This window comes from Roseateles sp. YR242 (assembly GCF_900109745.1).
In the GTDB taxonomy this organism is placed as follows: domain Bacteria; phylum Pseudomonadota; class Gammaproteobacteria; order Burkholderiales; family Burkholderiaceae_C; genus Roseateles.
This window is the reverse complement of the sequence record NZ_FOAV01000001.1, coordinates 19,780-42,304: the sequence shown is the minus strand read 5'-3', so window position 1 is coordinate 42,304 and position 22,525 is coordinate 19,780. Positions and strand designations below refer to the sequence as shown.

The following is a 22,525-nucleotide window of genomic DNA, read 5'->3' as shown; positions in this document are numbered from 1 at the left end:
CACTCAGTGCGTCAACTGACAAATCGCAGGGAAGCAAATCATCGCTTCTAGCATTTTTATCAATTCGACCGGTAGAGTGTTTCCTTTGCGGGGTCAAGGCCTTGCGTGATTGAGCGTGATGAAAACGTTGTTGACTGCTTCTGTTGAACTGGGTTTGGCGGGCTGCGCCTGTGCTGTGCTGGGTGAGCTATCGGATGTGCCTGCCATCCATGCGCTAACGCCGATCGGCTACCTGCTTTTGTCAGGAGGTGGCCTGCTGTTCGTCGTGGTGCTGTTTGTTTGGTTGTCCTTCTGGTGGGAATCTATCGATTCCAAGGAGGAGCCTGACTGATACAGGGGGCGTCACCGCCCCCAACCCCTTGCTACCGAGCGATCGACTGCCCTTGTGGGTCTGCATGCTTGGGCAGTTGTTCGTTTTCCTGTGGCCGACACACTGGTTCGCGCTCGCTTGGCGGGCCGACAAGGACGAGTCAAAGGAAAACCAGCATGAGCATCGCAGTGGCCATCATCGAAGACGACCCCATGATCCTGAAACGCTTGATCGACGTCATCTCCTCCAGCACCCTGTGCGAGGTGGTGGCGGTCGGAAAGAACCGTACCGAAGCGGTAGCGGCCATCCTGGCCAACCGGGCCGACCTGTATGTGGTGGATCTCGGCCTGCCGGATGTGGATGGCGTGGACCTGATCCGCCTTATCGCCGAGAAATGCCGCGAGGCGCGCAGCGTGGTGGTCAGCACCTTCGCGGACACCAAGCATGTGATGCGCAGCCTTCGGGCCGGCGCCTGCGGCTACCTGCTCAAGGACGAAATCCATCCCGCGCTGGTGGAGAAGCTGGTCTGTGCCCACAACGGCCAGGCGCCGTTGAGCCCGGCCGTCTCCCAGATGATCGTGGAGCGGGTGCAGGCGCTGGAGAACAACGTCCGCCCGCAGGTGGATCGCCAGAAGGTGCTGCATGACCTCGGCATGGGCGAGCGTGAATGGGAGGTGCTGCGCCTGCTGGTGGAGGGGCTGCCCATCGTCGAGATTGGTCGCCGGCTGGCGATCTCCCCGCACACCGTGAACCAGCATCTGCGGTCCATCTACCGCAAGTTGGGCGTCAATTCGCGCGCCCGTGCCGCCAATGTGGCGCGGACGCTTGGCCTGGTCGATGAGTGAGGTCCTGCGCTCCATCCTCCCTTCAGCCCGTGGGCTGAGGCGGTTCCGTCCGTTGTGGTGGATCTCGCTGGCCCTGCTGGTATTGCCCTTCGCCTGTACCAGCCAACTGGTGCACGATCTCACGGAGGTGACGCAGGCGGTGGATGTCAGGGTGGTGGATCAGGCCTCGGATCGCTTGCTGCTTTCCAGGCCGCACATGGAACTCCCCGCGCAACTGGATACCGAGGTGGATACGGGTCTGCGCCGTGTTCGCTTCTCCATCCCGATCGACCGCTATCTGACGGTGCCCGAGGTTCCCGCGCCGGGCGAGCACATCCCGCCCGGGAAGGCGCTGCTGGTGAGTCAGGCACTCGACGGCATGGACATCTACCTCAACGGTGTCTGGATCGCCGGGTTGCCGCGTTCCAGCGAGACTGCGCGCTACAAATGGCACCGGCCGCTGGTGGCGCCGCTGGCGCGCCGCCTGCTGCGGCATGACAAGCCCAACCTCCTCACCTTCGAGCTCTCCAGCCATGACCCGCGCACCCTGCTGCCACCGCTGTACATCGGTGGCATCGGCAGCACGAATCTGGTGTTCGAACTGAGTAACTTCATTGGGTCTTCCCTGGCCAATGCCTCCAACCTGCTGTGCCTGCTCGCCGGGCTCTTTCTGATGGGTGCAGGTATCGTGAACCGGGAGGAAGGCAAGGTCTTTGCCCGCGCCGGCGCCCTCACCACCGTCTGGGCGCTGCTGTTCTGGCTGGTGTTGCTGCCCTACGTGCCTGCCGGGTTGCTCAAGCTATGGACCTGGGCGCAGTACGTCTGTCTGGGTGCGGTCGTGGGCCTGCTGACGCTTTTTGTGTTTGCGTTCATTGGTGAACGCATGCCCCGGCATGGGCGGTATGCCCTGGCGGTGGCGGTGCTGACGGCGCCCGTGCTGTATCCGTTCGCCGGCCCGGGGTTGCGGGCCTGGCTGGCGCAGTACTGGATGCCGCTGCTGATGCTGTTTTATCTGTACGCCACCGTGCGTCTGGCGCGTCATGCGGTGCGCACGCGCAGCCGGCCTGCGTTCTCGCTGTTGGCGCTGACCATCCTGACGCAGGTCTTTGCCCTGCATGACCACAACGTGGTGGCTCAACTGCTGCCGGTGCATGTGCCCGGCCCCGGCTGGACTCTGGCCCATCTGCTGGCCGCGCCGATGCTGCTCAGCCACCTGACCATGCCGCTGCTTCTGCTGGTGACGGGCCAACGCCTGTTGGCACGCATCCGGTCCCAGGTGGAGCGGATCCGGCAGGCCAACCAGGTGCTCACCGACACGCTGTTGCATCGCGAGCGCGAGCTGCTGGTCAGCTACCAGCGCCAGCGGGACATGGAGAGTGAAGCGGCGGCGCAGTCTGAGCGAGACCGCATCTATCGCGAACTGCACGACGGGATTGGCTCCCGGCTGGTCACCACGCTCTTCAGCGTGCGCGACCGGGACATCAACCATGGGCAGCTCGAAATCAGCCTGCTGGATGCCCTCAAGGACATCCGGGAGATCATCTCCGCCACCACCCCGGTGGAGGAGCGCACCATTCAGGATGTGCTGTTCGGCTATGCCACCAGCCTCGATGAGGCCTTGAGCAGCGACAGCTTCAGCGTCGAGATCGACATGCCGGAAGGGCGGGAGGTGGTGCTGCTGGGGGACCTCTCCCGTTCTGTCCGGCGTATCGCCGAAGAGACGGTGGCCAACACGGTGAAATATGCCGAGGCCAGCCGGATCCGGATCGGCCTGCGGCTGGATGACTTGGACGTGTTGTGCCTGGACATCGAGGATAACGGTCGGGGCGGCCGGGGCGGCGGGGATGGCCGAGAGGGCTTGCCCGCCTCGACGGCGCCAGGCGCATCGTCTGCGCTCTCAGGCGGTCGTGGGCTCGGTGGCATGCGGGAGCGTGCGCACCAGATGGGCGGGGTCTTCGAGTTCACGCTGACCCCTGCAGGGGCTCGCACCCAACTGCGGCTGCCCTTGGGTCCTGTCCATGAAATACGTGAGGGTGCCCACCGGTCCCAGTCGGACGCGGCCCTCTGCGCACAGAGTTGAGCCATCGCGCTTAGCAGGGTGCCTCGTCAATACTGTCTCTCCCATTGCTTTTCCGCTGAAAAGCCTGCCTATCCGCAGGTGGAGCTTGTTGATGTCGCAGTCTGTCCGATCCGTCCACCCAGAACTTCCTCCCGCGCGCCAGTTCCGGGCCAATGACATCCGTTGGGTGCGTTTCGCGCGCCAGTCGATCGCCGATGGCGCTGTGGAGCCCATGGGGCACGAGCTGAGCTTTCGCTGGGGCGATGATGCTCCGCGTGAAGGGCAGCCGCCCAGCCCCCTGGCCGTGAGCATGACGCTCAGCCACGCCTTGCTCGATGGCGGGCTGCGGCACCGCTCCCGTGGGCTGCTGTTCGTCACGCTGGATCAGCCGGCGCTGCTCAGCCCGGTGGCGGATGCCCTGTGTTCGCCGCAGTTTGTCATCCAGTTGGCCGGCCAGATCGTGGTGGATGCGGCGGTCACCCGTCGCATCGCGCAGTTGCATGCCCGGGGCTACCGGTTTGCGCTGGCGGATCTGGGTGGTGTGGACGAGGCTCGCTGGAGCTGGGCGCCGTTTGCTGCCTACGGCAAGCTGGGGGTGGCGCAGGCCCCGTCCGCCAGTTGGGCGGGTTTCGTGGCGCGTGCCCACTGCGCCAATCTGCAGGTGATTGCGCAGGGGTTGACGGAGCCGGCGGACTATCTGCGTCTACGCCGCCTGGGCGTTCACTTTTTTCAGGGGCCGCTTGTTCATCCGCCGCAGGAAGAAACGGTCCGGGCCCTCCCGTGCTGTGATGCGCAGGTGGTGCAGAAACTCAACCGCCTGGTGGAGCAGGGCGCGGGGCGGGACACGCTGGCCATGGTCGCCGCCACGGATCCGGCGCTGGTCATCCGCCTGCTGATGCTGCAGCGAATCTACAGCCCCGGCCACGGTCCGGGCTACCCGCCGCCGCACGCCGGGCTCGGGCGTGTGGCCACTCATGGGGGTTACCACCAAATGAAGGCCGAGACGCCGGGGCCAATGTCTGGACAGATGCCTGGACAGATGCATAGTCAGGCGCTTGGAAGGATGTCGGGCTACATGCATGGGCATTGGCACGGGCCTGCGCACGAGCATGTCCAGGGTCACGTCCAGGGTTATGTACAGGGGCAAGGGCCCATGCAGGCCGCCACCCTCACCGACCTGATGGAGGCCATCCCCTATCGAGTCCTGGCGGGCTGGTTCCGCATTTTGCGTGGCAGTTCATTCGACCCGCATGAGCGGGGCCGCATATGGTCGACCTCGGTGCGGGAGCAGATGTACAACTTCCGGGCGCGGCTTATCGGGGCGCGAGCCTGCCGTACGCCCATGGAACTGGAAGCTCGTGTGTTTGATCTGTACCGGCGCTTATGCTCCCGGGAGTCCTTGGTAGCGCTGCTGCCACCCCAGGAGGACGAGGAGCACAAAGACGGCACCGCCCTGGCGGACGCCGCCCCAGCAACGCCAGTGTGCTGAATGACCGCCATGAACCGCCCTGAGCCGCCCTGAGCCGCCCTGGCGTCACGCTGAGCCACCCCAGGCGTCACGCCAAGCCTCGCCGAGCCACCGTGAGCAATCAGCCCTGCCTGCCCCGCACTTCGTTGGACGGAAACACTGCGTTATACTCGCCCCGTTTTGTCGGTTTGAGCCATGCTGTCCGTGCCGAATTGCCTGGTGAATCGCCTCGTGAATCGCCTCGTGAATCGCGCAGGCTGTGTGGCGCTTGAACCTGACAGAACTTCGAGCACGGCACGGGTCGGTTTCACCTGTGTCCGCAAGTCAATCTCGGAAACCGCTTGCATCGCACCGGTGTTTATTCACGGTTCGTACGTTGCCAGCGGCCTTTCCGAACCCATTCCGGAACAAGGAACGCATCATGGCAATCGCCGATCTGAGCAAGGCTGAAATCGTCAAGGACAACGCACGTAGCGCTAACGATACGGGTTCTCCTGAAGTGCAAGTCGCCCTGCTGACCGCACGCATCAACCAACTGACCCCCCACTTCAAGCTGCACGCCAAGGACCACCACGGCCGTCGCGGTCTGCTGAAGATGGTCAACCAGCGCAAGAGCCTGCTGTCCTACCTGAAGAAGAAGGACGCTGACCGTTACACCGCTCTGATCCAGAAGCTGGGTCTGCGCAAGTAATCATCGCCTGTGAACGAAGAGCCTGTCTGGATGTATGCCAACAGGCTCTTTGTTGTTTCTGAACGGAGTCGGGCTGACGTGGCGCTGCTGTGTCATTCCAAGGGGTTTGCGCCGTTGATCGCAGTCCCCCTGGAATGGCATCCCGCCAAACCCAGCTTCACTCCCGGTTGAAGCCGCACCGCAAGCGGCTGAATCACTGAGGAGATGCAATGAGCATGTTCAACAAGGTCGTCAAGAGCTTCCAATGGGGCCAACACCAGGTGACGATGGAGACGGGCGAGATCGCCCGTCAATCCACCGGTGCCGTGCTGGTCAACATCGAAGACACCGTGGTGCTGGCCACCGTGGTGGCCCGTACCGAAGCCAAGGCTGGCCAGGACTTCTTCCCGCTGACCGTCGACTACCTCGAGAAGACCTACGCCGCCGGCAAGATCCCGGGCAGCTTCTTCAAGCGTGAAGGCCGCCCCAGCGAGCTGGAGACCCTGACCTCGCGCCTGATCGACCGTCCGATCCGCCCGCTGTTCCCCGAAGGCTTCTTCAACGAAGTCCAGGTGGTCATCCACACGCTGTCGCTGAATCCGGAAGTCCAGGCTGACATCGCCGCCCTGATTGCCACCAGCGCTGCGCTGGCCATTTCCGGCATCCCGTTCAATGGCCCGATCGGTGCCGCCCGCGTGGGTTATGTGAACGGCGAATACGTGCTGAACCCGGGCAAGACCGTGCTGACCGAGTCCAAGCTGGACCTGGTGGTGGCCGGTACCGAAGCCGCTGTGCTGATGGTGGAGTCCGAAGCTGACCAGCTGACTGAAGACGTCATGCTGGGCGCCGTGGTCTATGGCCATGAGCAAGGCAAGATCGCCATCGCCGCCATCAACGAACTGGTGCGTGAAGCCGGCAAGCCGTCCTGGAACTGGACCGCGCCCGCCAAGGACGAGCCTTTCATCGCCAAGGTCACCGCCCTGGCCGAAGAGCCGCTGCGCGCCGCCTACCAGATCCGCTCCAAGCAGGCCCGCACCCAGGCTTGCCGCGAGGCCTATGCCAAGGTGAAGGACGCCCTGGCTGCTGAAAGCGTTGATTTCGACGGCGTGGAAGTCGAAGGCCTGCTGTTCGAGATCGAAGCGCGCATCGTGCGCAGCCAGATCCTGGCCGGCGAGCCCCGCATCGACGGTCGCGACACCCGCACCGTGCGCCCCATCGAGATCCGCAACAGCGTGCTGCCGCGCGCCCACGGTTCCGCCCTGTTCACCCGTGGCGAAACCCAGGCCCTGGTGGCCGCCACGCTCGGTACCGACCGTGACTCGCAAGTCATCGACGCGCTCGCCGGTGAGTACTCCGAGCGCTTCATGCTGCACTACAACATGCCCCCGTTCGCCACTGGCGAAACCGGTCGCGTGGGCAGCCCCAAGCGTCGCGAAATCGGCCACGGCCGTCTGGCCAAGCGTGCCCTGGTGGCCGTGCTGCCGACCAAGGAAGACTTCCCCTACGCCATCCGCGTGGTGTCGGAAATCACCGAGTCCAACGGCTCCTCGTCCATGGCTTCGGTCTGCGGCGGCTGCCTGTCGCTGCTGGATGCCGGCGTGCCGCTGAAGGCACACGTGGCGGGTATTGCTATGGGTCTGATCAAGGACGCCAACCGCTTCGCCGTGCTGACCGACATCCTGGGTGATGAAGATCACCTGGGTGACATGGACTTCAAGGTGGCCGGCACGACCGCTGGCATCACCGCCCTGCAGATGGACATCAAGATCCAGGGCATCACCAAGGAAATCATGCAGGTCGCCCTGGCGCAAGCCAAGGAAGCCCGCCTGCACATCCTGGACAAGATGGTCGGTGCGATGGGTTCGGCCAACACCGAAATCTCGCAGTTCGCACCCCGCCTGTACACGATGAAGATCAATCCGGAGAAGATCCGTGACGTGATCGGCAAGGGCGGCGCCACCATCCGCGCGCTGACCGAAGAAACCGGTACGCAGATCGACATCGCTGAAGACGGCACCATCACCATCGCCTCCACCGATGGCGCCAAGGCCGAAATCGCCAAGAAGCGCATCCAGGAAATCACCGCTGAAGCGGAAATTGGCAAGGTCTACGAAGGCGCGGTCACCAAGATCCTCGACTTCGGTGCCCTGGTCAACATCCTGCCCGGCAAGGACGGCCTGCTGCACATCAGCCAGATCGCCCACCAGCGCGTGGAAAAGGTGACCGACTTCCTGAGCGAAGGCCAGGTCGTCAAGGTCAAGGTGCTCGAGACCGACGAAAAGGGCCGCATCAAGCTGTCCATGAAGGCGCTGCTGGATCGCGATGCACCGGCCCCCTTCAGCGCCCCGTCGGAAGGCGCAGGCGAGTAAGTCGTCATGAAGGCGATCGCCATCAGCCAGCCGGGTGGTCCGGAGGTGTTGCAACTGGTCGAGCGTCCCGACCCCGTCGCCGGGGTGGGGGAGTGCCTGATCCGTGTGGCTGCCTACGGCATCAACCGGCCTGACGTGCTGCAGCGCGAGGGGGCCTACCCACCACCACCCGGGGCGAGTGATCTCCCCGGCCTGGAGGTGGCGGGCACCATTGAAGCGGGTGACGTCACGGCGCTGGCCGCCGCCGGCCTGCGGGTCGGCGATGCGGTCTGTGCGCTGGTGGCTGGTGGTGGTTATGCCGAGCTTTGCGTGGCGCCGGTGGCGCAATGCCTGCCTGTCCCTGCGGGATGGAGCCTGGCGGAGGCGGCCAGCCTGCCGGAGACCTTCTTCACGGTGTGGAGCAATGTCTTCGAGCGGGCTCGTCTGCAGCCGGGCGAAACCCTGCTGGTGCACGGCGGCAGCAGCGGCATCGGTGTCACCGCCATCCAGATCGCCAAGGCGCTGGGTTCGACGGTGCTGGTCACCGTGGGCCATGCGCAGAAGGCTGAAGCCTGCCGCGCGCTGGGTGCTGATCTGGCGATCAACTACCGCGACCAGGACTTCGTGGCGGAGGCCAAGGCCTTCACGCAAGGCCGGGGCGTGGATGTGATCCTGGACATGGTCGCGGGTGACTATGTCGCCCGCAACGTGGACTGCCTGGCCGAAGACGGCCGCGCAGTCATCATTGCGGTGCAGGGTGGGGTGAAGGCGTCATTCGATGCGGGCCAGGTGCTGCGTCGTCGTCTGACGATCACCGGTTCCACGCTGCGTCCGCGCTCGCTGGATTTCAAGGCTGGCATTGCCCGCGCCCTGCGTGAGCGTGTCTGGCCCTTGCTGGAGCGGCGGCTCATCCGCCCGGTGCTGTACCGGCAACTGCCGGCGGATCAGGCTTCGGCGGCCCATGCGCTGATGGAGTCGGGTGAGCATGTCGGCAAGATCGTGCTGAGCTGGTGAGACACGAATCAAGACGGAGACCGATGGATGCACGATAAATCGACACGCAAGAAGCTGGTGGTGGGCAACTGGAAGATGCATGGCACCCGTGCGTCCAATGCCGTGCTGCTGGCTGGCCTCAAGGAGGCGGGTCCCTGGAACGCCCAGGTCGCCGTCTGCGTGCCCTTTCCCTACATCACCGAAACCGCGCTGGCATTGACCGGGCAACTGGTGGCTTTTGGTGCGCAGGATTGCTCGGCCCATGAGCAGGGCGCCTACACCGGCGAGGTGTCTTCTGCCATGCTCGCGGATCTGGGTTGCCGCTACGTCATCGTGGGTCACTCAGAACGCCGGGCCTACCACCAGGAGGGTGACCAACTGGTGGCCGACAAGGCCAAGGCTGCGCTGGCACATGGCATCACGCCCATCGTCTGTGTGGGCGAGACGCTGGCGGAGCGCGAGGCTGGTCGTACCGAAGAGGTGGTCAAGCGCCAGCTCGCTGCGGTCATCCATACGCTCACGCATTGCACCGGTGAAATGGTGGTGGCTTATGAGCCGGTGTGGGCCATCGGTACCGGCCTGACCGCCACGCCGGAGCAGGCGCAGCATGTGCATGGCCTGCTGCGTCAGCAACTGAAGGCTGCCACGCAAAAGGCGGACCAGATGCAGATCCTCTACGGTGGCAGTGTCAAGCCTGAGAATGCCGCCCAATTGTTTGCCCAGCCCGATATCGACGGAGGCCTCATCGGAGGCGCCGCTTTGAAGGCTGCTGATTTTGCGGCGATCTGCCGCGCTGCGGGCTGACCTACCGGATGAACCCCGGCGGTCGCCCTGAACGAGTTTTCGGAGAAAGAAGCAAATGCAAGTGTTGATGAATCTGGTGCTGGTGCTGCAGCTGGTGGCTGCCCTGGCAATGATCGGTCTGGTGCTGGTGCAGCACGGCAAGGGCGCCGACATGGGTGCCTCCTTCGGCAGCGGCGCCTCCGGCAGCCTGTTCGGTGCGACCGGGAGTGCCAACTTCCTGTCGCGCAGCACCGCGATCGCGGCGACCATCTTCTTTGTCTGCACGCTGGCCCTGGCCTACATGAGCAGCCATCGGGAATCTGCGTCGCTGGTGGGGGGCTCGGCTGCTGAGCGTCTGCTGGAGCAGGGCGCTGCACCGGCCTCCGCGCCCGCGCCGGCCGCCTCCGCTGCCACGGACGTGGTCCCGGGTGCTGTGTTGTCCCCGGCCGCTCCTGCAGCTTCTGGCGCTTCGCAGTAATCTACGGGTTGCCTGCGCTGATATTGTTTGAAGAAAGCTCTGCATCAGTCCTCGCAGAGCTTCCTTAACAGAAGTGGGCGGCTGGCGTAAGCTCCTCGAGAAATTCGCTTCGGTTTTCCAGTGAGCTTCAGAAACCGCTATAGAATGCGAGGCTGTCTGAAACGCGAGCCGTCAAGACAAAGTCACTGAGAGGTGACACAAGCCGACGTGGTGAAATTGGTAGACACGCTATCTTGAGGGGGTAGTGGCGAAAGCTGTGCGAGTTCGAGTCTCGCCGTCGGCACCAGAATAAATCGGCCTGCCATGGTCCTTGTGATCTAGCCCAACAAGCCGGGTCAGTAGTGAGACTAAAGCAGGTTGAGGCCTTTGAATTTTTTGAAGATCGGGTGATCTGAAAGAATTTCAAAGGACAGGCGGGCGCGGTCCGTAAGCGATGTGTATACACCGCTCACGGCGCGCCCGTTGTTTTTGCCGAATGATTGCCGGGAACCGTTGGCTGACCTTTGTGTCGGCGGACGGTTGATCTCGGTGGCCCGTTGGAAACCTGTTCGGAATGGGGCTGTCTGTCGGGCATTTGAATTGCCCGCTGTCGACCGTCCATCCCGGCATCAAACGAAGAGCAAAGTCGTGAGCCTGGAACAATACCTCCCCGTCATCCTTTTCATTCTGGTCGGCGCCGTGGTGGGTATAGCACCCCAGCTCCTGGGCTTCCTGCTCGGCCCGCGTCGTCCTGACGAGGCCAAAAATTCCCCCTATGAGTGCGGCTTCGAGGCCTTTGAGAACGCGCGGATGAAATTCGACGTGCGCTACTACCTCGTCGCCATTCTCTTCATCCTCTTCGACCTGGAAATCGCCTTCCTCTTCCCCTGGGCCGTGTCCCTGCGCGAAGTGGGCGCGGCCGGTTTCTGGGCGATGATGGTGTTCCTGGGCATTCTGGTCGTGGGTTTCGCCTACGAGTGGAAAAAGGGCGCCCTCGATTGGGAATGACCGGCTGCTGCTGAGCCACCAAAGGTGCGAAAGGCCCCGCAGGCCTGACGCGCGGTGGGGAAGGGCAGGGCGCCCAACCCCATGCTTTCGAAAGATTGGAATTTCGATATGGGTAACGAAGGCCTCTTGAAGGAAGGTTTCCTCACCACGTCCATCGACGTGCTGGTGAACTGGTCCAAAACCGGCTCCCTGTGGCCGATGACCTTCGGTCTGGCGTGCTGTGCGGTGGAGATGATGCACGCCGGCGCCGCGCGCTACGACATCGACCGCTTCGGCATGTTGTTCCGTCCCAGCCCCCGCCAGTCCGACCTGATGATCGTGGCGGGCACGCTGTGCAACAAGATGGCCCCGGCCCTGCGCAAGGTGTATGACCAGATGGCCGAGCCCCGCTGGGTGCTGTCCATGGGCTCCTGCGCCAACGGTGGTGGCTATTACCACTACAGTTATTCGGTGGTGCGCGGCTGTGACCGGATCGTGCCGGTGGACGTCTACGTCCCGGGCTGTCCGCCGACCGCCGAGGCACTGCTCTACGGCATCCTGCAACTGCAGGCCAAGATCCGCCGCGAGAACACCATCGCGCGCTAAGCCCTACGCAAGCCAAGCACATGAGCAAACTCGATACCTTGCAGGCGGCGCTCGAATCCGTCCTGGGCGGCCAGATCGTGGCGTTGAAGCGCGAACTCGGCGAGATCACCATCACCGTTGCAGCCAAGGACTACCTCCAGGTGGCCAAGCTGCTGCGCGACCATTCCGAGCTGCGCTTCGAGCAGCTGATCGACCTCTGCGGCGTGGATTACAGCGCCTACAAGGACGGTGCCTATGAAGGCCCGCGTTTCGCGGCCGTCTCGCACCTGCTGTCGATCAACAAGAACTGGCGCCTGCGCCTGAAGGTCTTCGCCACGGACGACGACTTCCCGGTCGTGGCCGCCGTGACCCCGATCTGGAATGCCGCCAACTGGTTCGAACGCGAAGCCTTCGACATGTACGGCATCATCTTCGAAGGCCATGAAGACCTGCGTCGCATCCTGACGGACTACGGTTTCATCGGCCACCCGATGCGCAAGGACTTCCCGGTGACGGGCCACGTCGAGATGCGTTACGACCCCGAGCAAAAGCGTGTGATCTACCAGCCGGTGAGCATCGAGCCGCGCGAAATCACACCTCGTGTCATCCGCGAAGACAACTACGGCGGACTGTGAAATGTTTAACCCCCAATCTCGCGGCGTAGCCGCATCGCTGCCCCCCGCGGGGGCGCAGGCCCCCCTTGCGGCGGCCCGGCGGGAGTCCTGATCATGGCCGAAATCAAGAACTACACCCTGAACTTCGGGCCGCAGCACCCGGCCGCCCACGGCGTGCTGCGTCTGGTGCTGGAGCTGGACGGCGAAGTCATCCAGCGCGCCGACCCGCACATCGGTCTGCTGCACCGTGCCACCGAGAAGCTGGCCGAGACCAAGACCTTCATCCAGTCGCTGCCCTACATGGACCGCCTGGACTACGTCTCGATGATGTCCAACGAGCACGCCTATTGCCTGGCCATCGAGAAGATGATGGGCCTGGAAGTGCCCGAACGTGCCCAGTACATCCGCGTGATGTTCGCCGAGCTGACCCGCATCCTGAACCACCTGCTGTGGTTGGGCGCGCACGGCATCGACTGCGGCGCGATGAACATCCTGATCTACTGCTTCCGTGAACGTGAAGACATCTTCGACATGTACGAAGCCGTCTCCGGCGCGCGCATGCATGCGGCCTACTTCCGTCCGGGCGGTGTCTACCGCGACCTGCCGGACACCATGCCGCAGTACAAGGTCAGCAAGATCAAGAACCAGAAGGCCATCGACCGCCTGAACGCGAACCGCCAAGGTTCGATGCTCGATTTCATCGAGGACTTCTGCGCGCGCTTCCCGGCCAATGTGGACGACTACGAAACCCTGCTGACCGACAACCGGATCTGGAAGCAGCGGACCGTCGGCATCGGTGTCATGACGCCCGAACGCGCGCTGAACCTGGGCCTGACCGGCCCGATGCTGCGCGGCTCCGGTATCGCCTGGGACACCCGCAAGACCCAGCCCTACGATGTCTACGGCAAGATGGACTTCGACATCCCGGTGGGCACCAACGGCGACACCTACGACCGCTACCTGGTGCGCGTCGAAGAAATGCGCCAGTCCAACCGCATCGTCCAGCAGTGCGTGAAGTGGCTCAAGGCCAACCCGGGTCCGGTGATCACCGACAACCACAAGGTCGCACCCCCGTCTCGCGTGGCGATGAAGACCAGCATGGAAGAGCTGATCCACCACTTCAAGTTGTTCACGGAAGGTTTCCGCGTCCCCGAGGGCGAGGCCTATGCCAGCGTGGAACACCCGAAGGGCGAGTTCGGCATCTACATCGTCAGCGACGGTGCCAACAAGCCTTACCGCCTGAAGATCCGCGCACCGGGTTATTCGCACCTGGCCGCACTGGACGAGATGGCGCGTGGCCACATGATCGCTGACGCGGTGGCCGTGATCGGCACGATGGACATCGTGTTCGGTGAAATTGACCGTTGAGTGGTGATCGCGATGAGCAGCACTGAAGTTACCCAAACCGGAATCGCCACGGCGGGATTCGTCCTGAGCGCGTCCACCCAGGCCCGTTTCGCGCGCGAGGTTGCCAAATACCCGGCCGAGCAGGCGCAGTCGGCCGTGATGGCCTGCCTGTCCATCGTCCAGCAGGAGCAGGGCCACGTCTCGCGTGAGGCGGAGGACGCCATTGCCCTGTACCTGGGCATGCCCGCGATCGCCGTCTACGAGGTCACGACCTTCTACAACATGTACAACCAGCGCAAGTTGGGCAAGTTCAAGTTGAATGTCTGCACCAACCTGCCGTGCCAGCTGCGTGATGGCCAGAAGACGCTGGAGCAGCTGTGCAGCAAGCTCGGCGTGGACGAGGGCGGCACCACGGCCGACGGCCTCTTCACCGTGCAGAAGAGCGAGTGCCTGGGCGCCTGCGCCGATGCGCCGGTGATGCTGGTCAACGACCGCCAGATGTGCAGCTTCATGAGCCCGCAACGCGTGGACGAACTGGTGGATGCGCTGAAGGCGCACGCCGCCAAGAACTGAGGGAACGCGGATGACTATCGATCTCTCCAAGTGGCAATCGACGGGCGTCGAGACCTGCTTCCATGACCGTCACCTCGGCCCCCAGATCTATGCCGACCTGAACGGCAAGAACTGGTCGCTCCAGGACTACCAGGCACGTGGCGGCTACCAGGCCCTGCGCAAGATCCTGGGCAAGGACGGTGCGCCCGCGCCGGTGACCGAATCCGGTGAGCCGGGTGTGGCAGGACTCACGCCCGACCAGGTCATTGCCGAGGTGAAGGCCTCGGGCCTGCGCGGCCGTGGCGGCGCCGGCTTCCCGACGGGGCTGAAGTGGAGTTTCATGCCCCGCCAGTTCCCGGGCGCCAAGTACCTCGTCTGCAATTCGGACGAAGGTGAACCGGGTACCTGCAAGGACCGGGACATCCTCATGTTCAACCCGCACATCGTCATCGAAGGCATGGCGATTGCGGCGTACGCCATGGGCATCCGCACCGGCTACAACTACATCCACGGCGAAATCTTCGAGGTGTACGAACGCTTCGAAGCGGCGCTGGAAGAGGCGCGCGCGGCCGGCCTGCTGGGCGACAACATCCTGGGCAGCAACTTCAGCTTCCAGCTGCATGCGCACCACGGCTTCGGCGCCTACATCTGCGGCGAGGAAACCGCGCTGCTGGAATCGCTGGAAGGCAAGAAGGGCCAACCGCGCTTCAAGCCGCCGTTCCCGGCCAGCTTCGGCCTCTACGGCAAGCCCACCACCATCAACAACACCGAGACCTTCGCCGCGGTGCCCTGGATCATCCGCAACGGTGGCCAGAAGTACCTGGAGATCGGCAAGCCCAACAACGGCGGCACCAAGATCTTCTCGGTCTCGGGCGACGTGAACAAGCCCGGCAACTACGAGGTCCCGCTGGGCACCTCGTTCGAGAAGCTGCTGGAGCTCGCCGGTGGCGTGCGCACCGGCCGCAAGCTCAAGGCCGTGATTCCGGGCGGATCGTCCGCCCCGGTGCTGCCGGCCGACATCATGATGCAGTGCACGATGGACTATGACTCCATCGCCAAGAACGGCTCCATGCTGGGCTCGGGCGCCGTCATCGTGATGGACGACTCGCGCTGCATGGTCAACAGCCTGCTGCGCCTGTCCTATTTCTATGCCCACGAGTCCTGCGGCCAGTGCACCCCCTGCCGCGAAGGCACGGGCTGGATGCACCGTGTCATCGAGCGCATTGCCCATGGCAAGGGTCGGCTCGAAGACATCGACCTGCTGAACTCGGTGGCCGACAACATCCAGGGCCGCACCATCTGCGCCCTGGGCGACGCCGCCGCGATGCCCGTGCGCGCGATGATCAAGCACTTCAAGCATGAGTTCATCGCCATGATCGAGCAGGCCCAGTCCACCTCCTCCACGACGCATCAAGCGCAGGCCGCCCACGCGGTGGCCTGACCCGGAGCCGCTGAGAACAAGCTATGGTTGAAATCGAACTCGACGGCCAGAAGGTCGAAGTGCCCGAAGGCAGCATGGTGATGCATGCCGCCGAAAAGGCCGGCACCTACATCCCGCACTTCTGCTATCACAAGAAGCTCTCCATCGCCGCCAACTGCCGCATGTGCCTGGTGGAAGTGGAGAAGGCACCCAAGCCGCTGCCTGCCTGCGCCACGCCGGTCACGCAGGGCATGATCGTGCGCACCAAGAGCGACAAAGCCATCAAGGCCCAGCAGGGCGTGATGGAGTTCCTGCTGATCAATCACCCGCTGGATTGCCCCATCTGCGACCAGGGCGGTGAGTGCCAGCTGCAGGATCTGGCCGTGGGCTACGGCGCCGGCAAGTCGCGCTACTCCGAAGAGAAGCGGGTGGTGTTCCACAAGAACGTGGGCCCGCTCATCTCCATGGAGGAAATGAGCCGCTGCATCCACTGCACCCGTTGCGTCCGTTTTGGCCAGGAAATCGCCGGCCAGATGGAACTGGGCATGGCGCACCGCGGCGAGCACAGCGAAATCCAGACCTTCGTCGGCCGCACGGTGGATTCCGAGCTGTCGGGCAACATGATCGACATCTGCCCGGTCGGTGCGCTCACCAGCAAGCCTTTCCGCTACAGCGCCCGGACCTGGGAGCTGTCGCGCCGCAAGAGCGTCAGCCCGCATGACTCCACCGGTGCCAACCTGGTGGTGCAGGTCAAGGGCAACGATGTCCTGCGCGTCGTGCCGCTGGAAAACGAAGCCGTCAACGAGTGCTGGATCGCCGACCGCGACCGTTTCTCGTATGAATCGCTGAACAGCGACGACCGCCTGACCACCCCCATGCTCAAGCAAGGCGGTCAATGGAAGTCGGTCGACTGGACCACCGCGCTGGAATACGTCGCCAATGGCCTGAAGCAGGTCAAGACGGAGAAGGGCGCCTCGTCCATCGCCGCGCTTGGTTCCGAGCACAGCACCGTGGAAGAGCTGCACCTGCTGGCGCAACTGGTGCGCGGCCTGGGCAGCGAAAATATCGACACCGCGCTGCGTGCCGCTGACCCGGCCTTCCGCGCCGAAGCCGGCAAGGCCTTCTGGCTGGGCACCCCGGTCGCGTCGCTGACGCAGCTGGACCGCGCTTTTGTCATTGGCTCCTTCCTGCGCAAGGACCATCCGCTGTTTGCACAGCGCCTGCGCCAGGCCACCCGCCAGGGTGCGCAAGTCGTGGCCCTGGGGGCTTCGGAAGAAAACTGGCTGCTGCCGGTGTCCGCCCGCATCACCGCCGCACCCAGCACCTGGGTGCAGGAACTGGCCGGTGTGGCTGCGGCCATCGCCAGCGTCAAGGGCGGCAGCGCCCCGGTGGCGGGCGAGGCCAATGAAGCCTCGCGCCGTGTGGCTGACGCGCTGCTCTCCGGCGAACGCAAGGCCATCTTGCTGGGCAATGCCGCCGTGCAGCATCCGCAAGCCTCGACCCTGCTGGCCCTGGCCAACTGGATCGGCGCACAGACCGGCGCCAGCGTCGGTGTGCTGAGCGCCGCTGCCAACACCGTGGGTGCACAGCTGGTCAATGCCCGTCCGGGCCAGGGTGGCCGTGCCGCCGCCGAACTGCTGGGCGACAAGCCCGCCAAGGCGCTGGTGCTGCTGAACACCGACCCGGTGCTGGACAGCGCCAACCCCGCTGCGGCTGCCAAGGCCCTGGCTGCCGCCGAGATGGTGGTGGTACTGAGCCCGTTCAAGACCGGTCTGGACTACGCCGACGTGCTGCTGCCCGCCGCCCCGTTCACCGAGACCTCGGGCAGCTTCGTTAATGCCGAAGGCCGCCTGCAGAGCTTTGTCGGTGTCGTCAAGGCCCGTGGCGAAACCCGCCCGGCCTGGAAGATCCTGCGTGTGCTGGGCAACCTGCTGGGCCTGCAAGGCTTCGAGTTCGACAGCTCCGAGCAGGTCCGCAACGCGGCGCTGGGTGTGAGCACCGAGCTGACCGGCCGCCTGAGCAACACCGTGACCGCGTCGTCTGCTTCCGCAGCTTCGACGGCCGTGGCCGGTGGCATCGAGCGCCTCAGCGCCGTGCCCATCTACGCGACCGACGCCCTGGTGCGCCGCGCCACCTCGCTGCAGCTGACGCGCGACGGCCGTGACGCCGCCGTGGCCTTCCTGCCGCAAGCCCTCTGGACCCAGCTGGGCCTGGAAGGGAAGGGCGCCCAGGTGCGTGTGGCGCAAGCCGGTGCCGGTGAAGCCGTGCTGTCGGCCCAGCTGGATGCCCGCCTGCCCGCCACCGTGGTGCGCGTGCCCGCCGGTCTGCCGGAAACCGCCGCGCTGGGTGCCATGTTCGGCGCCATCAGCGTGACCAAGGCCTGAGGACGAGACGATGGATAACCTGTACAACGCCGGCGCCTCGCTGATGGACGGCGCCCTGTGGGCCGGTACCTGGGCCGTGATCTGGAGCCTGCTCAAGATCATCGTGGTCGTGGCACCGCTGATGATCTGCGTGGCCTACCTGACGCTGTGGGAACGCAAGGCCATCGGCTGGTCCCAGATCCGCCCGGGCCCCAACCGGGTGGGTCCGCTGGGCCTGCTGACCCCCATCGCCGACGCGGTGAAGCTGATCTTCAAGGAGATCATCGTCCCCTCGGCCGCCAACAAGGCCCTGTTCTTCCTGGGTCCGATCCTGACCATCATGCCGGCCCTGGCCGCCTGGGCGGTGGTGCCGTTCGGGCCTGGCGCGGCCGTGGCCGACGTGAATGCCGGCCTGCTGTTCGTGATGGCCATCACCTCGCTGGAAGTCTATGGCGTGATCATCGCCGGCTGGGCTTCCAACTCGAAGTACGCCTTCCTGGGTGCGCTGCGCGCCTCGGCACAGATGGTGTCCTACGAAATCGCCATGGGCTTCGCGCTGGTCATCGTGCTGATGGTCACCGGTTCGATGAACATGACCGACATCGTGGTGAGCCAGGACACCGGCCGCTTCGCCTCCATGGGCCTGAGCTTCCTGTCCTGGAACTGGCTGCCGCTGCTGCCCGTGTTTGTTGTGTACTTCATCTCCGGCCTGGCCGAGACCAACCGCCACCCGTTCGACGTGGTGGAAGGTGAATCGGAAATCGTGGCTGGCCACATGATCGAGTACTCGGGCATGTCGTTCGCGATGTTCTTCCTGGCCGAATACGCCAACATGATCCTCGTCTCGGCCCTGGCCGCGGTGATGTTCCTGGGTGGCTGGGCCGCGCCGATCTCCTTCAGCCTGCTGGGCATGGACACGCCGTCTCTCATCGAGAAGACGATGCCGTTCTGGAACTGGTTCTGGCTGTTCTTCAAGACCTTCGTGGTCGTGACCGGTTTCCTGTGGGTGCGTGCCACGTTCCCCCGTTTCCGCTACGACCAGATCATGCGTCTGGGCTGGAAGATCTTCATCCCCGTCACCCTGGTGTGGCTGGTGTTCGTGGGTCTGTGGATCCAGTCCCCGTTCAATATCTGGAAGTAATCCGAGGTGTCCGCTGTGAGCTCCATCAAGGACCTACTCAAGAGCTTCATGCTCACCGAGCTGTTCAAGGGCATGGCCCTGACCGGCCGGCATTTCCTGTCGCGCAACATCACCGTGCAGTTCCCGGAAGAGAAGACGCCGCTGTCGCCGCGCTTCCGTGGCCTGCATGCGCTGCGCCGTTATGAAAACGGTGAAGAGCGCTGCATCGCCTGCAAGCTGTGCGAAGCGGTGTGCCCGGCCATGGCCATCACCATCGAGTCCGACGTGCGTGCGGACGGCTCGCGCCGTACCACCCGCTACGACATCGACCTGACCAAGTGCATCTTCTGCGGCTTCTGCGAGGAAAGCTGCCCGGTGGACTCGATCGTCGAGACCGACATCTTCGAATACCACGGCGAAAAGCGTGGCGACCTCTACTTCACCAAGGAAATGCTCCTGGCTGTCGGGGACCGTTATGAGCCGCAAATTGCAGCCAGCAAGGAGGCCGACGCCAAGTACCGCTGACAGCGGCGCGGCAGGCCCTCCCCGAGAGGGCCTTCTTCCGCGCGCTCCAGCCTGCTTGCAGGAAATCCCATGAACATCACCACCTTGCTGTTCTATTTCTTTGCCGTCGTTCTGCTGGGCTCCTCGGTCCTCGTGATCACGGCCCGCAGTACCGTCTATTCGGCCCTGTTCCTGATCCTGGCGTTCTTCAACGCCGCCTGCATCTGGATGATGCTGAAGGCCGAGTTCCTGGCCATCACGCTGGTGCTGGTCTACATCGGCGCCGTCATGGTGCTGTTCCTGTTCGTCGTGATGATGCTGGATTTCGATTCGGACACGGTGCGCAAGGGCTTCTGGAAGCACGTGCCGATCGCCGGCCTGATCGGCGCCTTCATCGCGCTGGAAATGGCCCTGATCCTGATGCCGGGCTTCCGCGTCAGCGAAGCCCAGGCACTGCCGGCTGATCTGGCCAGCATTCCCAACGCCAAGCTGCTGGGAATTAACGTCTACACGCACTACCTGGCACCGCTGCAGATCGCGGCCGTGCTGCTGCTGGTGGCCATCATTGCCGCCATCGCACTGACCCTGCGCGGCCGCAAGGATTCGCGCCACCAGGATCCGTCGCAGCAGGTCCGTGTGAAGAAGGGCGACCGCCTGCGCATCATCAAGGTGGCGCCGACGGTGGAACAACCGGCCGTGCCGGTCGAGAAGAACGAAGGAGCCGCATGATGATGGGCGTACTCACGCTGGGACACTTCCTGACCCTGGGCGCCATCCTGTTTGCGCTGTCGGTGATCGGCATCTTCCTGAACCGCAAGAACCTGATCGTGCTGCTGATGGCCATCGAGCTGATGCTGCTGGCGGTCAACCTGAACTTCGTGGCCTTCTCCCACTACCTGGGCGACATGGCCGGCCAGGTGTTCGTGTTCTTCATCCTCACGGTCGCGGCGGCTGAATCCGCCATCGGCCTGGCCATCCTGGTGGTGCTGTTCCGTAATCGCAGCAGCATCAACGTGGAAGAACTGGATGCCCTGAAGGGCTGACGGGCGGCAGGAAGCGAGAAAAACAATGTCTGCAACACTTTCACAGAACATGCTGCTGGCGGTGCCACTGGCGCCGCTGGTCGGCGCCATCGTGGCGGGCCTGTTCGGCAAGCAGGTGGGGCGCCGTGGCGCCCACACCGTGACCATCCTAGGCGTGCTGATCTCCCTGATCATCTCGGCCCTGACGCTCCAGTCCGTCATCCAGGACGGTGCGCGCTTCAACCAGACCATCTATGAATGGATGACGCTGGGCAATCTGAAGATGGAAGTCGGCTTCATGATCGACGGCTTGTCCGCGATGATGATGTGCGTGGTGACCTTCGTCTCGCTGATGGTGCACATCTACACCATCGGCTACATGGAGGAAGACCCCGGCTACCAGCGCTTCTTCAGCTACATCTCGCTGTTCACCTTCAGCATGCTGATGCTGGTGATGAGCAACAACATGCTGCAGCTGTTCTTCGGCTGGGAAGCGGTGGGCCTGGTGTCCTACCTGCTGATCGGTTTCTGGTACACCAAGCCGACCGCCATCTTTGCCAACATGAAGGCCTTCCTGGTCAACCGGGTGGGTGACTTCGGCTTCATCCTGGGCATCGGCCTGCTGGTGGCCTACGGTGGTTCGCTGAACTACACCGAGACCTTCGCCAAGTCCGCCGAGCTGGCCGCCATCAAGTTCCCCGGCCAGGACTGGATGATGCTGACCGTGGCCTGCATCTGCCTGTTCATCGGTGCGATGGGCAAGAGCGCGCAATTCCCGCTGCACGTCTGGCTGCCGGATTCGATGGAAGGTCCGACCCCCATCTCCGCGCTGATCCACGCGGCCACCATGGTGACCGCCGGCATCTTCATGGTGTCTCGCTTCAGCCCGCTGTTCGAGCTGAGCGACACCGCGCTGAACTTCATCATGGTGATCGGTGCCATCACGGCGCTGTTCATGGGTTTCCTGGGCATCATCCAGAACGACATCAAGCGCGTGGTGGCCTACTCCACGCTGTCGCAGCTCGGCTACATGACGGTGGCGCTGGGCGCCTCGGCCTACTCGGTCGCGGTGTTCCACCTGATGACCCACGCCTTCTTCAAGGCCCTGCTGTTCCTGGGCGCGGGCTCGGTGATCATCGGCATGCACCACGACCAGGACATCCGCAACATGGGCGGCCTGCGCAAGTACATGCCCATCACCTGGATCACCTCGCTGCTGGGTTCGCTGGCGCTGATCGGCACGCCGCTGTTCTCCGGCTTCTACTCCAAGGACAGCATCATCGAGGCGGTGCATGCCAGCCACCTGCCGGCTGCGGGCTTTGCCTCGTTCGCCGTGCTGGCCGGTGTGTTTGTCACGGCGTTCTACAGCTTCCGGATGTACTTCCTGGTCTTCCACGGCAAGGAGCACTTCCATCACAAGCCGTTCCCGGGTGAACACGACCACCATGACGACCATGGCCACGGCCACGATCACACGCCGCACGAATCCCCCTGGGTCGTGACCGCGCCGCTGATCCTGCTGGCCATCCCGTCGGTGGTGATCGGTTACCTCACCATCCAGCCCATGCTGCATGGCGAGTTCTTCAAGGACGCGATCTTCGTGAACCATGAGGCCCACCACGCGATGAGCGAGCTGGCGCATGAGTTTGACGGTGCCGCCGCGATGGCGCTGCATTCGGTGCAGACCCTGCCGCTGTGGTTGGCGATTGCCGGTGTGGTGTTGTCCTATGTGTTCTACATGGTGGCCCCGCAGATCCCGGCCACGATCGCCCGCGTATTCCGCCCGATCGTGACCCTGCTGGAGAACAAGTACTACATGGACTGGTTCAACGAGAACGTGCTGGCCCGCGCCGCCCGTGCCCTCGGAACCGGGCTGTGGAAGGTGGGCGACCAAGGCCTGATCGACGGCGTGGTGATCAACGGCTCGGCCCGTACCATCGGCGGCATCGCCGGCCTGGTGCGGCTGATCCAGACCGGCCACCTGTACTGGTATGCGTTGGTCATGATCCTGGGCGTGGTCGGCCTGATGACCTGGCAGCTGTGGCCTCACATGGTCAACCAGCTCTTGAACCTGTTCGGGCGCTGATCGGCGGAGAATA

21 protein-coding genes and 1 tRNA gene are annotated in these 22,525 nt (G+C 64.0%); all 22 read left to right on the top strand.

Annotation, left to right across the window (positions count from 1 at the left end; translation table 11 throughout):
• Window positions 1–118 precede the first annotated feature (118 nt).
• The 22 genes from BMY53_RS00200 to nuoL all read left to right on the top strand — a co-directional run bounded on the left by BMY53_RS00200 (window position 119) and on the right by nuoL (window position 22,512).
• The gene (locus BMY53_RS00200; RefSeq protein ID WP_092942232.1) at window positions 119–331 is read left to right on the top strand and encodes a hypothetical protein; all 213 of its coding nucleotides are present in this window, start codon (window positions 119–121) and stop codon (window positions 329–331) included.
• 155 nt (window positions 332–486) lie between these two features.
• On the top strand, window positions 487–1,155 hold the full coding sequence (locus BMY53_RS00195; protein ID WP_092942229.1) for a response regulator: 669 nt from the start codon (window positions 487–489) through the stop codon (window positions 1,153–1,155).
• On the top strand, window positions 1,148–3,214 hold the full coding sequence (locus tag BMY53_RS00190; RefSeq protein WP_143073852.1) for a sensor histidine kinase: 2,067 nt from the start codon (window positions 1,148–1,150) through the stop codon (window positions 3,212–3,214). The genes BMY53_RS00195 and BMY53_RS00190 overlap by 8 nt, the downstream gene beginning before the upstream one ends.
• A gap of 91 nt (window positions 3,215–3,305) precedes the next feature.
• Window positions 3,306–4,682, top strand: coding sequence for a YuxH family protein (locus BMY53_RS00185; protein WP_092942225.1), 1,377 nt, complete (start codon window positions 3,306–3,308; stop codon window positions 4,680–4,682).
• A 400-nt stretch (window positions 4,683–5,082) separates the two neighbouring features.
• On the top strand, window positions 5,083–5,352 hold the full coding sequence (gene rpsO, locus BMY53_RS00180) for a 30S ribosomal protein S15 (protein WP_092943663.1): 270 nt from the start codon (window positions 5,083–5,085) through the stop codon (window positions 5,350–5,352).
• Between the two features lie 209 nt (window positions 5,353–5,561).
• Window positions 5,562–7,700: a polyribonucleotide nucleotidyltransferase gene (gene pnp, locus BMY53_RS00175; protein WP_092942222.1), complete on the top strand. Its 2,139-nt coding sequence runs from the start codon at window positions 5,562–5,564 to the stop codon at window positions 7,698–7,700.
• A gap of 6 nt (window positions 7,701–7,706) precedes the next feature.
• Window positions 7,707–8,693, top strand: coding sequence for an NAD(P)H-quinone oxidoreductase (locus tag BMY53_RS00170; protein ID WP_092942219.1), 987 nt, complete (start codon window positions 7,707–7,709; stop codon window positions 8,691–8,693).
• 27 nt (window positions 8,694–8,720) lie between these two features.
• Window positions 8,721–9,476 carry a triose-phosphate isomerase gene (gene tpiA, locus BMY53_RS00165; protein ID WP_092942217.1) on the top strand — a complete coding sequence of 252 codons (756 nt, stop codon included), beginning with the start codon at window positions 8,721–8,723 and terminating at the stop codon, window positions 9,474–9,476.
• A 55-nt stretch (window positions 9,477–9,531) separates the two neighbouring features.
• The gene (gene secG / locus BMY53_RS00160; protein ID WP_092942214.1) at window positions 9,532–9,933 is read left to right on the top strand and encodes a preprotein translocase subunit SecG; all 402 of its coding nucleotides are present in this window, start codon (window positions 9,532–9,534) and stop codon (window positions 9,931–9,933) included.
• A gap of 201 nt (window positions 9,934–10,134) precedes the next feature.
• A tRNA-Leu gene (locus BMY53_RS00155) sits at window positions 10,135–10,219 on the top strand.
• 341 nt (window positions 10,220–10,560) lie between these two features.
• On the top strand, window positions 10,561–10,920 hold the full coding sequence (locus BMY53_RS00150) for an NADH-quinone oxidoreductase subunit A (protein ID WP_092942211.1): 360 nt from the start codon (window positions 10,561–10,563) through the stop codon (window positions 10,918–10,920).
• Between the two features lie 108 nt (window positions 10,921–11,028).
• The gene (locus tag BMY53_RS00145) at window positions 11,029–11,505 is read left to right on the top strand and encodes a NuoB/complex I 20 kDa subunit family protein (RefSeq protein WP_092942207.1); all 477 of its coding nucleotides are present in this window, start codon (window positions 11,029–11,031) and stop codon (window positions 11,503–11,505) included.
• Window positions 11,506–11,525: 20 nt separating this feature from the next.
• Entirely contained in the window at window positions 11,526–12,119 is a 594-nt protein-coding gene (locus tag BMY53_RS00140; protein WP_092942204.1) for an NADH-quinone oxidoreductase subunit C, read from the top strand.
• A gap of 93 nt (window positions 12,120–12,212) precedes the next feature.
• Complete coding sequence (locus BMY53_RS00135; RefSeq protein WP_092942201.1) at window positions 12,213–13,466, top strand: NADH-quinone oxidoreductase subunit D; 1,254 nt, start codon at window positions 12,213–12,215, stop codon at window positions 13,464–13,466.
• Between the two features lie 12 nt (window positions 13,467–13,478).
• Window positions 13,479–14,018 carry an NADH-quinone oxidoreductase subunit NuoE family protein gene (gene nuoE, locus BMY53_RS00130; protein ID WP_092942198.1) on the top strand — a complete coding sequence of 180 codons (540 nt, stop codon included), beginning with the start codon at window positions 13,479–13,481 and terminating at the stop codon, window positions 14,016–14,018.
• 10 nt (window positions 14,019–14,028) lie between these two features.
• Window positions 14,029–15,438, top strand: coding sequence for an NADH-quinone oxidoreductase subunit NuoF (gene nuoF, locus BMY53_RS00125; RefSeq protein ID WP_092942195.1), 1,410 nt, complete (start codon window positions 14,029–14,031; stop codon window positions 15,436–15,438).
• Window positions 15,439–15,461: 23 nt separating this feature from the next.
• A complete protein-coding gene (nuoG, locus tag BMY53_RS00120) occupies window positions 15,462–17,801 on the top strand; it encodes an NADH-quinone oxidoreductase subunit NuoG (RefSeq protein ID WP_092942192.1) in 2,340 nt (779 codons plus the stop codon).
• 10 nt (window positions 17,802–17,811) lie between these two features.
• Window positions 17,812–18,921, top strand: a complete 1,110-nt coding sequence (gene nuoH / locus BMY53_RS00115; protein WP_092942189.1) for an NADH-quinone oxidoreductase subunit NuoH — start codon at window positions 17,812–17,814, stop codon at window positions 18,919–18,921.
• 6 nt (window positions 18,922–18,927) lie between these two features.
• Entirely contained in the window at window positions 18,928–19,425 is a 498-nt protein-coding gene (gene nuoI / locus BMY53_RS00110; protein WP_058935571.1) for an NADH-quinone oxidoreductase subunit NuoI, read from the top strand.
• A 69-nt stretch (window positions 19,426–19,494) separates the two neighbouring features.
• A complete protein-coding gene (locus BMY53_RS00105; protein ID WP_092942186.1) occupies window positions 19,495–20,133 on the top strand; it encodes an NADH-quinone oxidoreductase subunit J in 639 nt (212 codons plus the stop codon).
• Window positions 20,134–20,135: 2 nt separating this feature from the next.
• Window positions 20,136–20,447 carry an NADH-quinone oxidoreductase subunit NuoK gene (nuoK, locus tag BMY53_RS00100; RefSeq protein ID WP_058935569.1) on the top strand — a complete coding sequence of 104 codons (312 nt, stop codon included), beginning with the start codon at window positions 20,136–20,138 and terminating at the stop codon, window positions 20,445–20,447.
• A 25-nt stretch (window positions 20,448–20,472) separates the two neighbouring features.
• On the top strand, window positions 20,473–22,512 hold the full coding sequence (gene nuoL, locus BMY53_RS00095; protein WP_092942183.1) for an NADH-quinone oxidoreductase subunit L: 2,040 nt from the start codon (window positions 20,473–20,475) through the stop codon (window positions 22,510–22,512).
• Window positions 22,513–22,525: the final 13 nt, after the last annotated feature.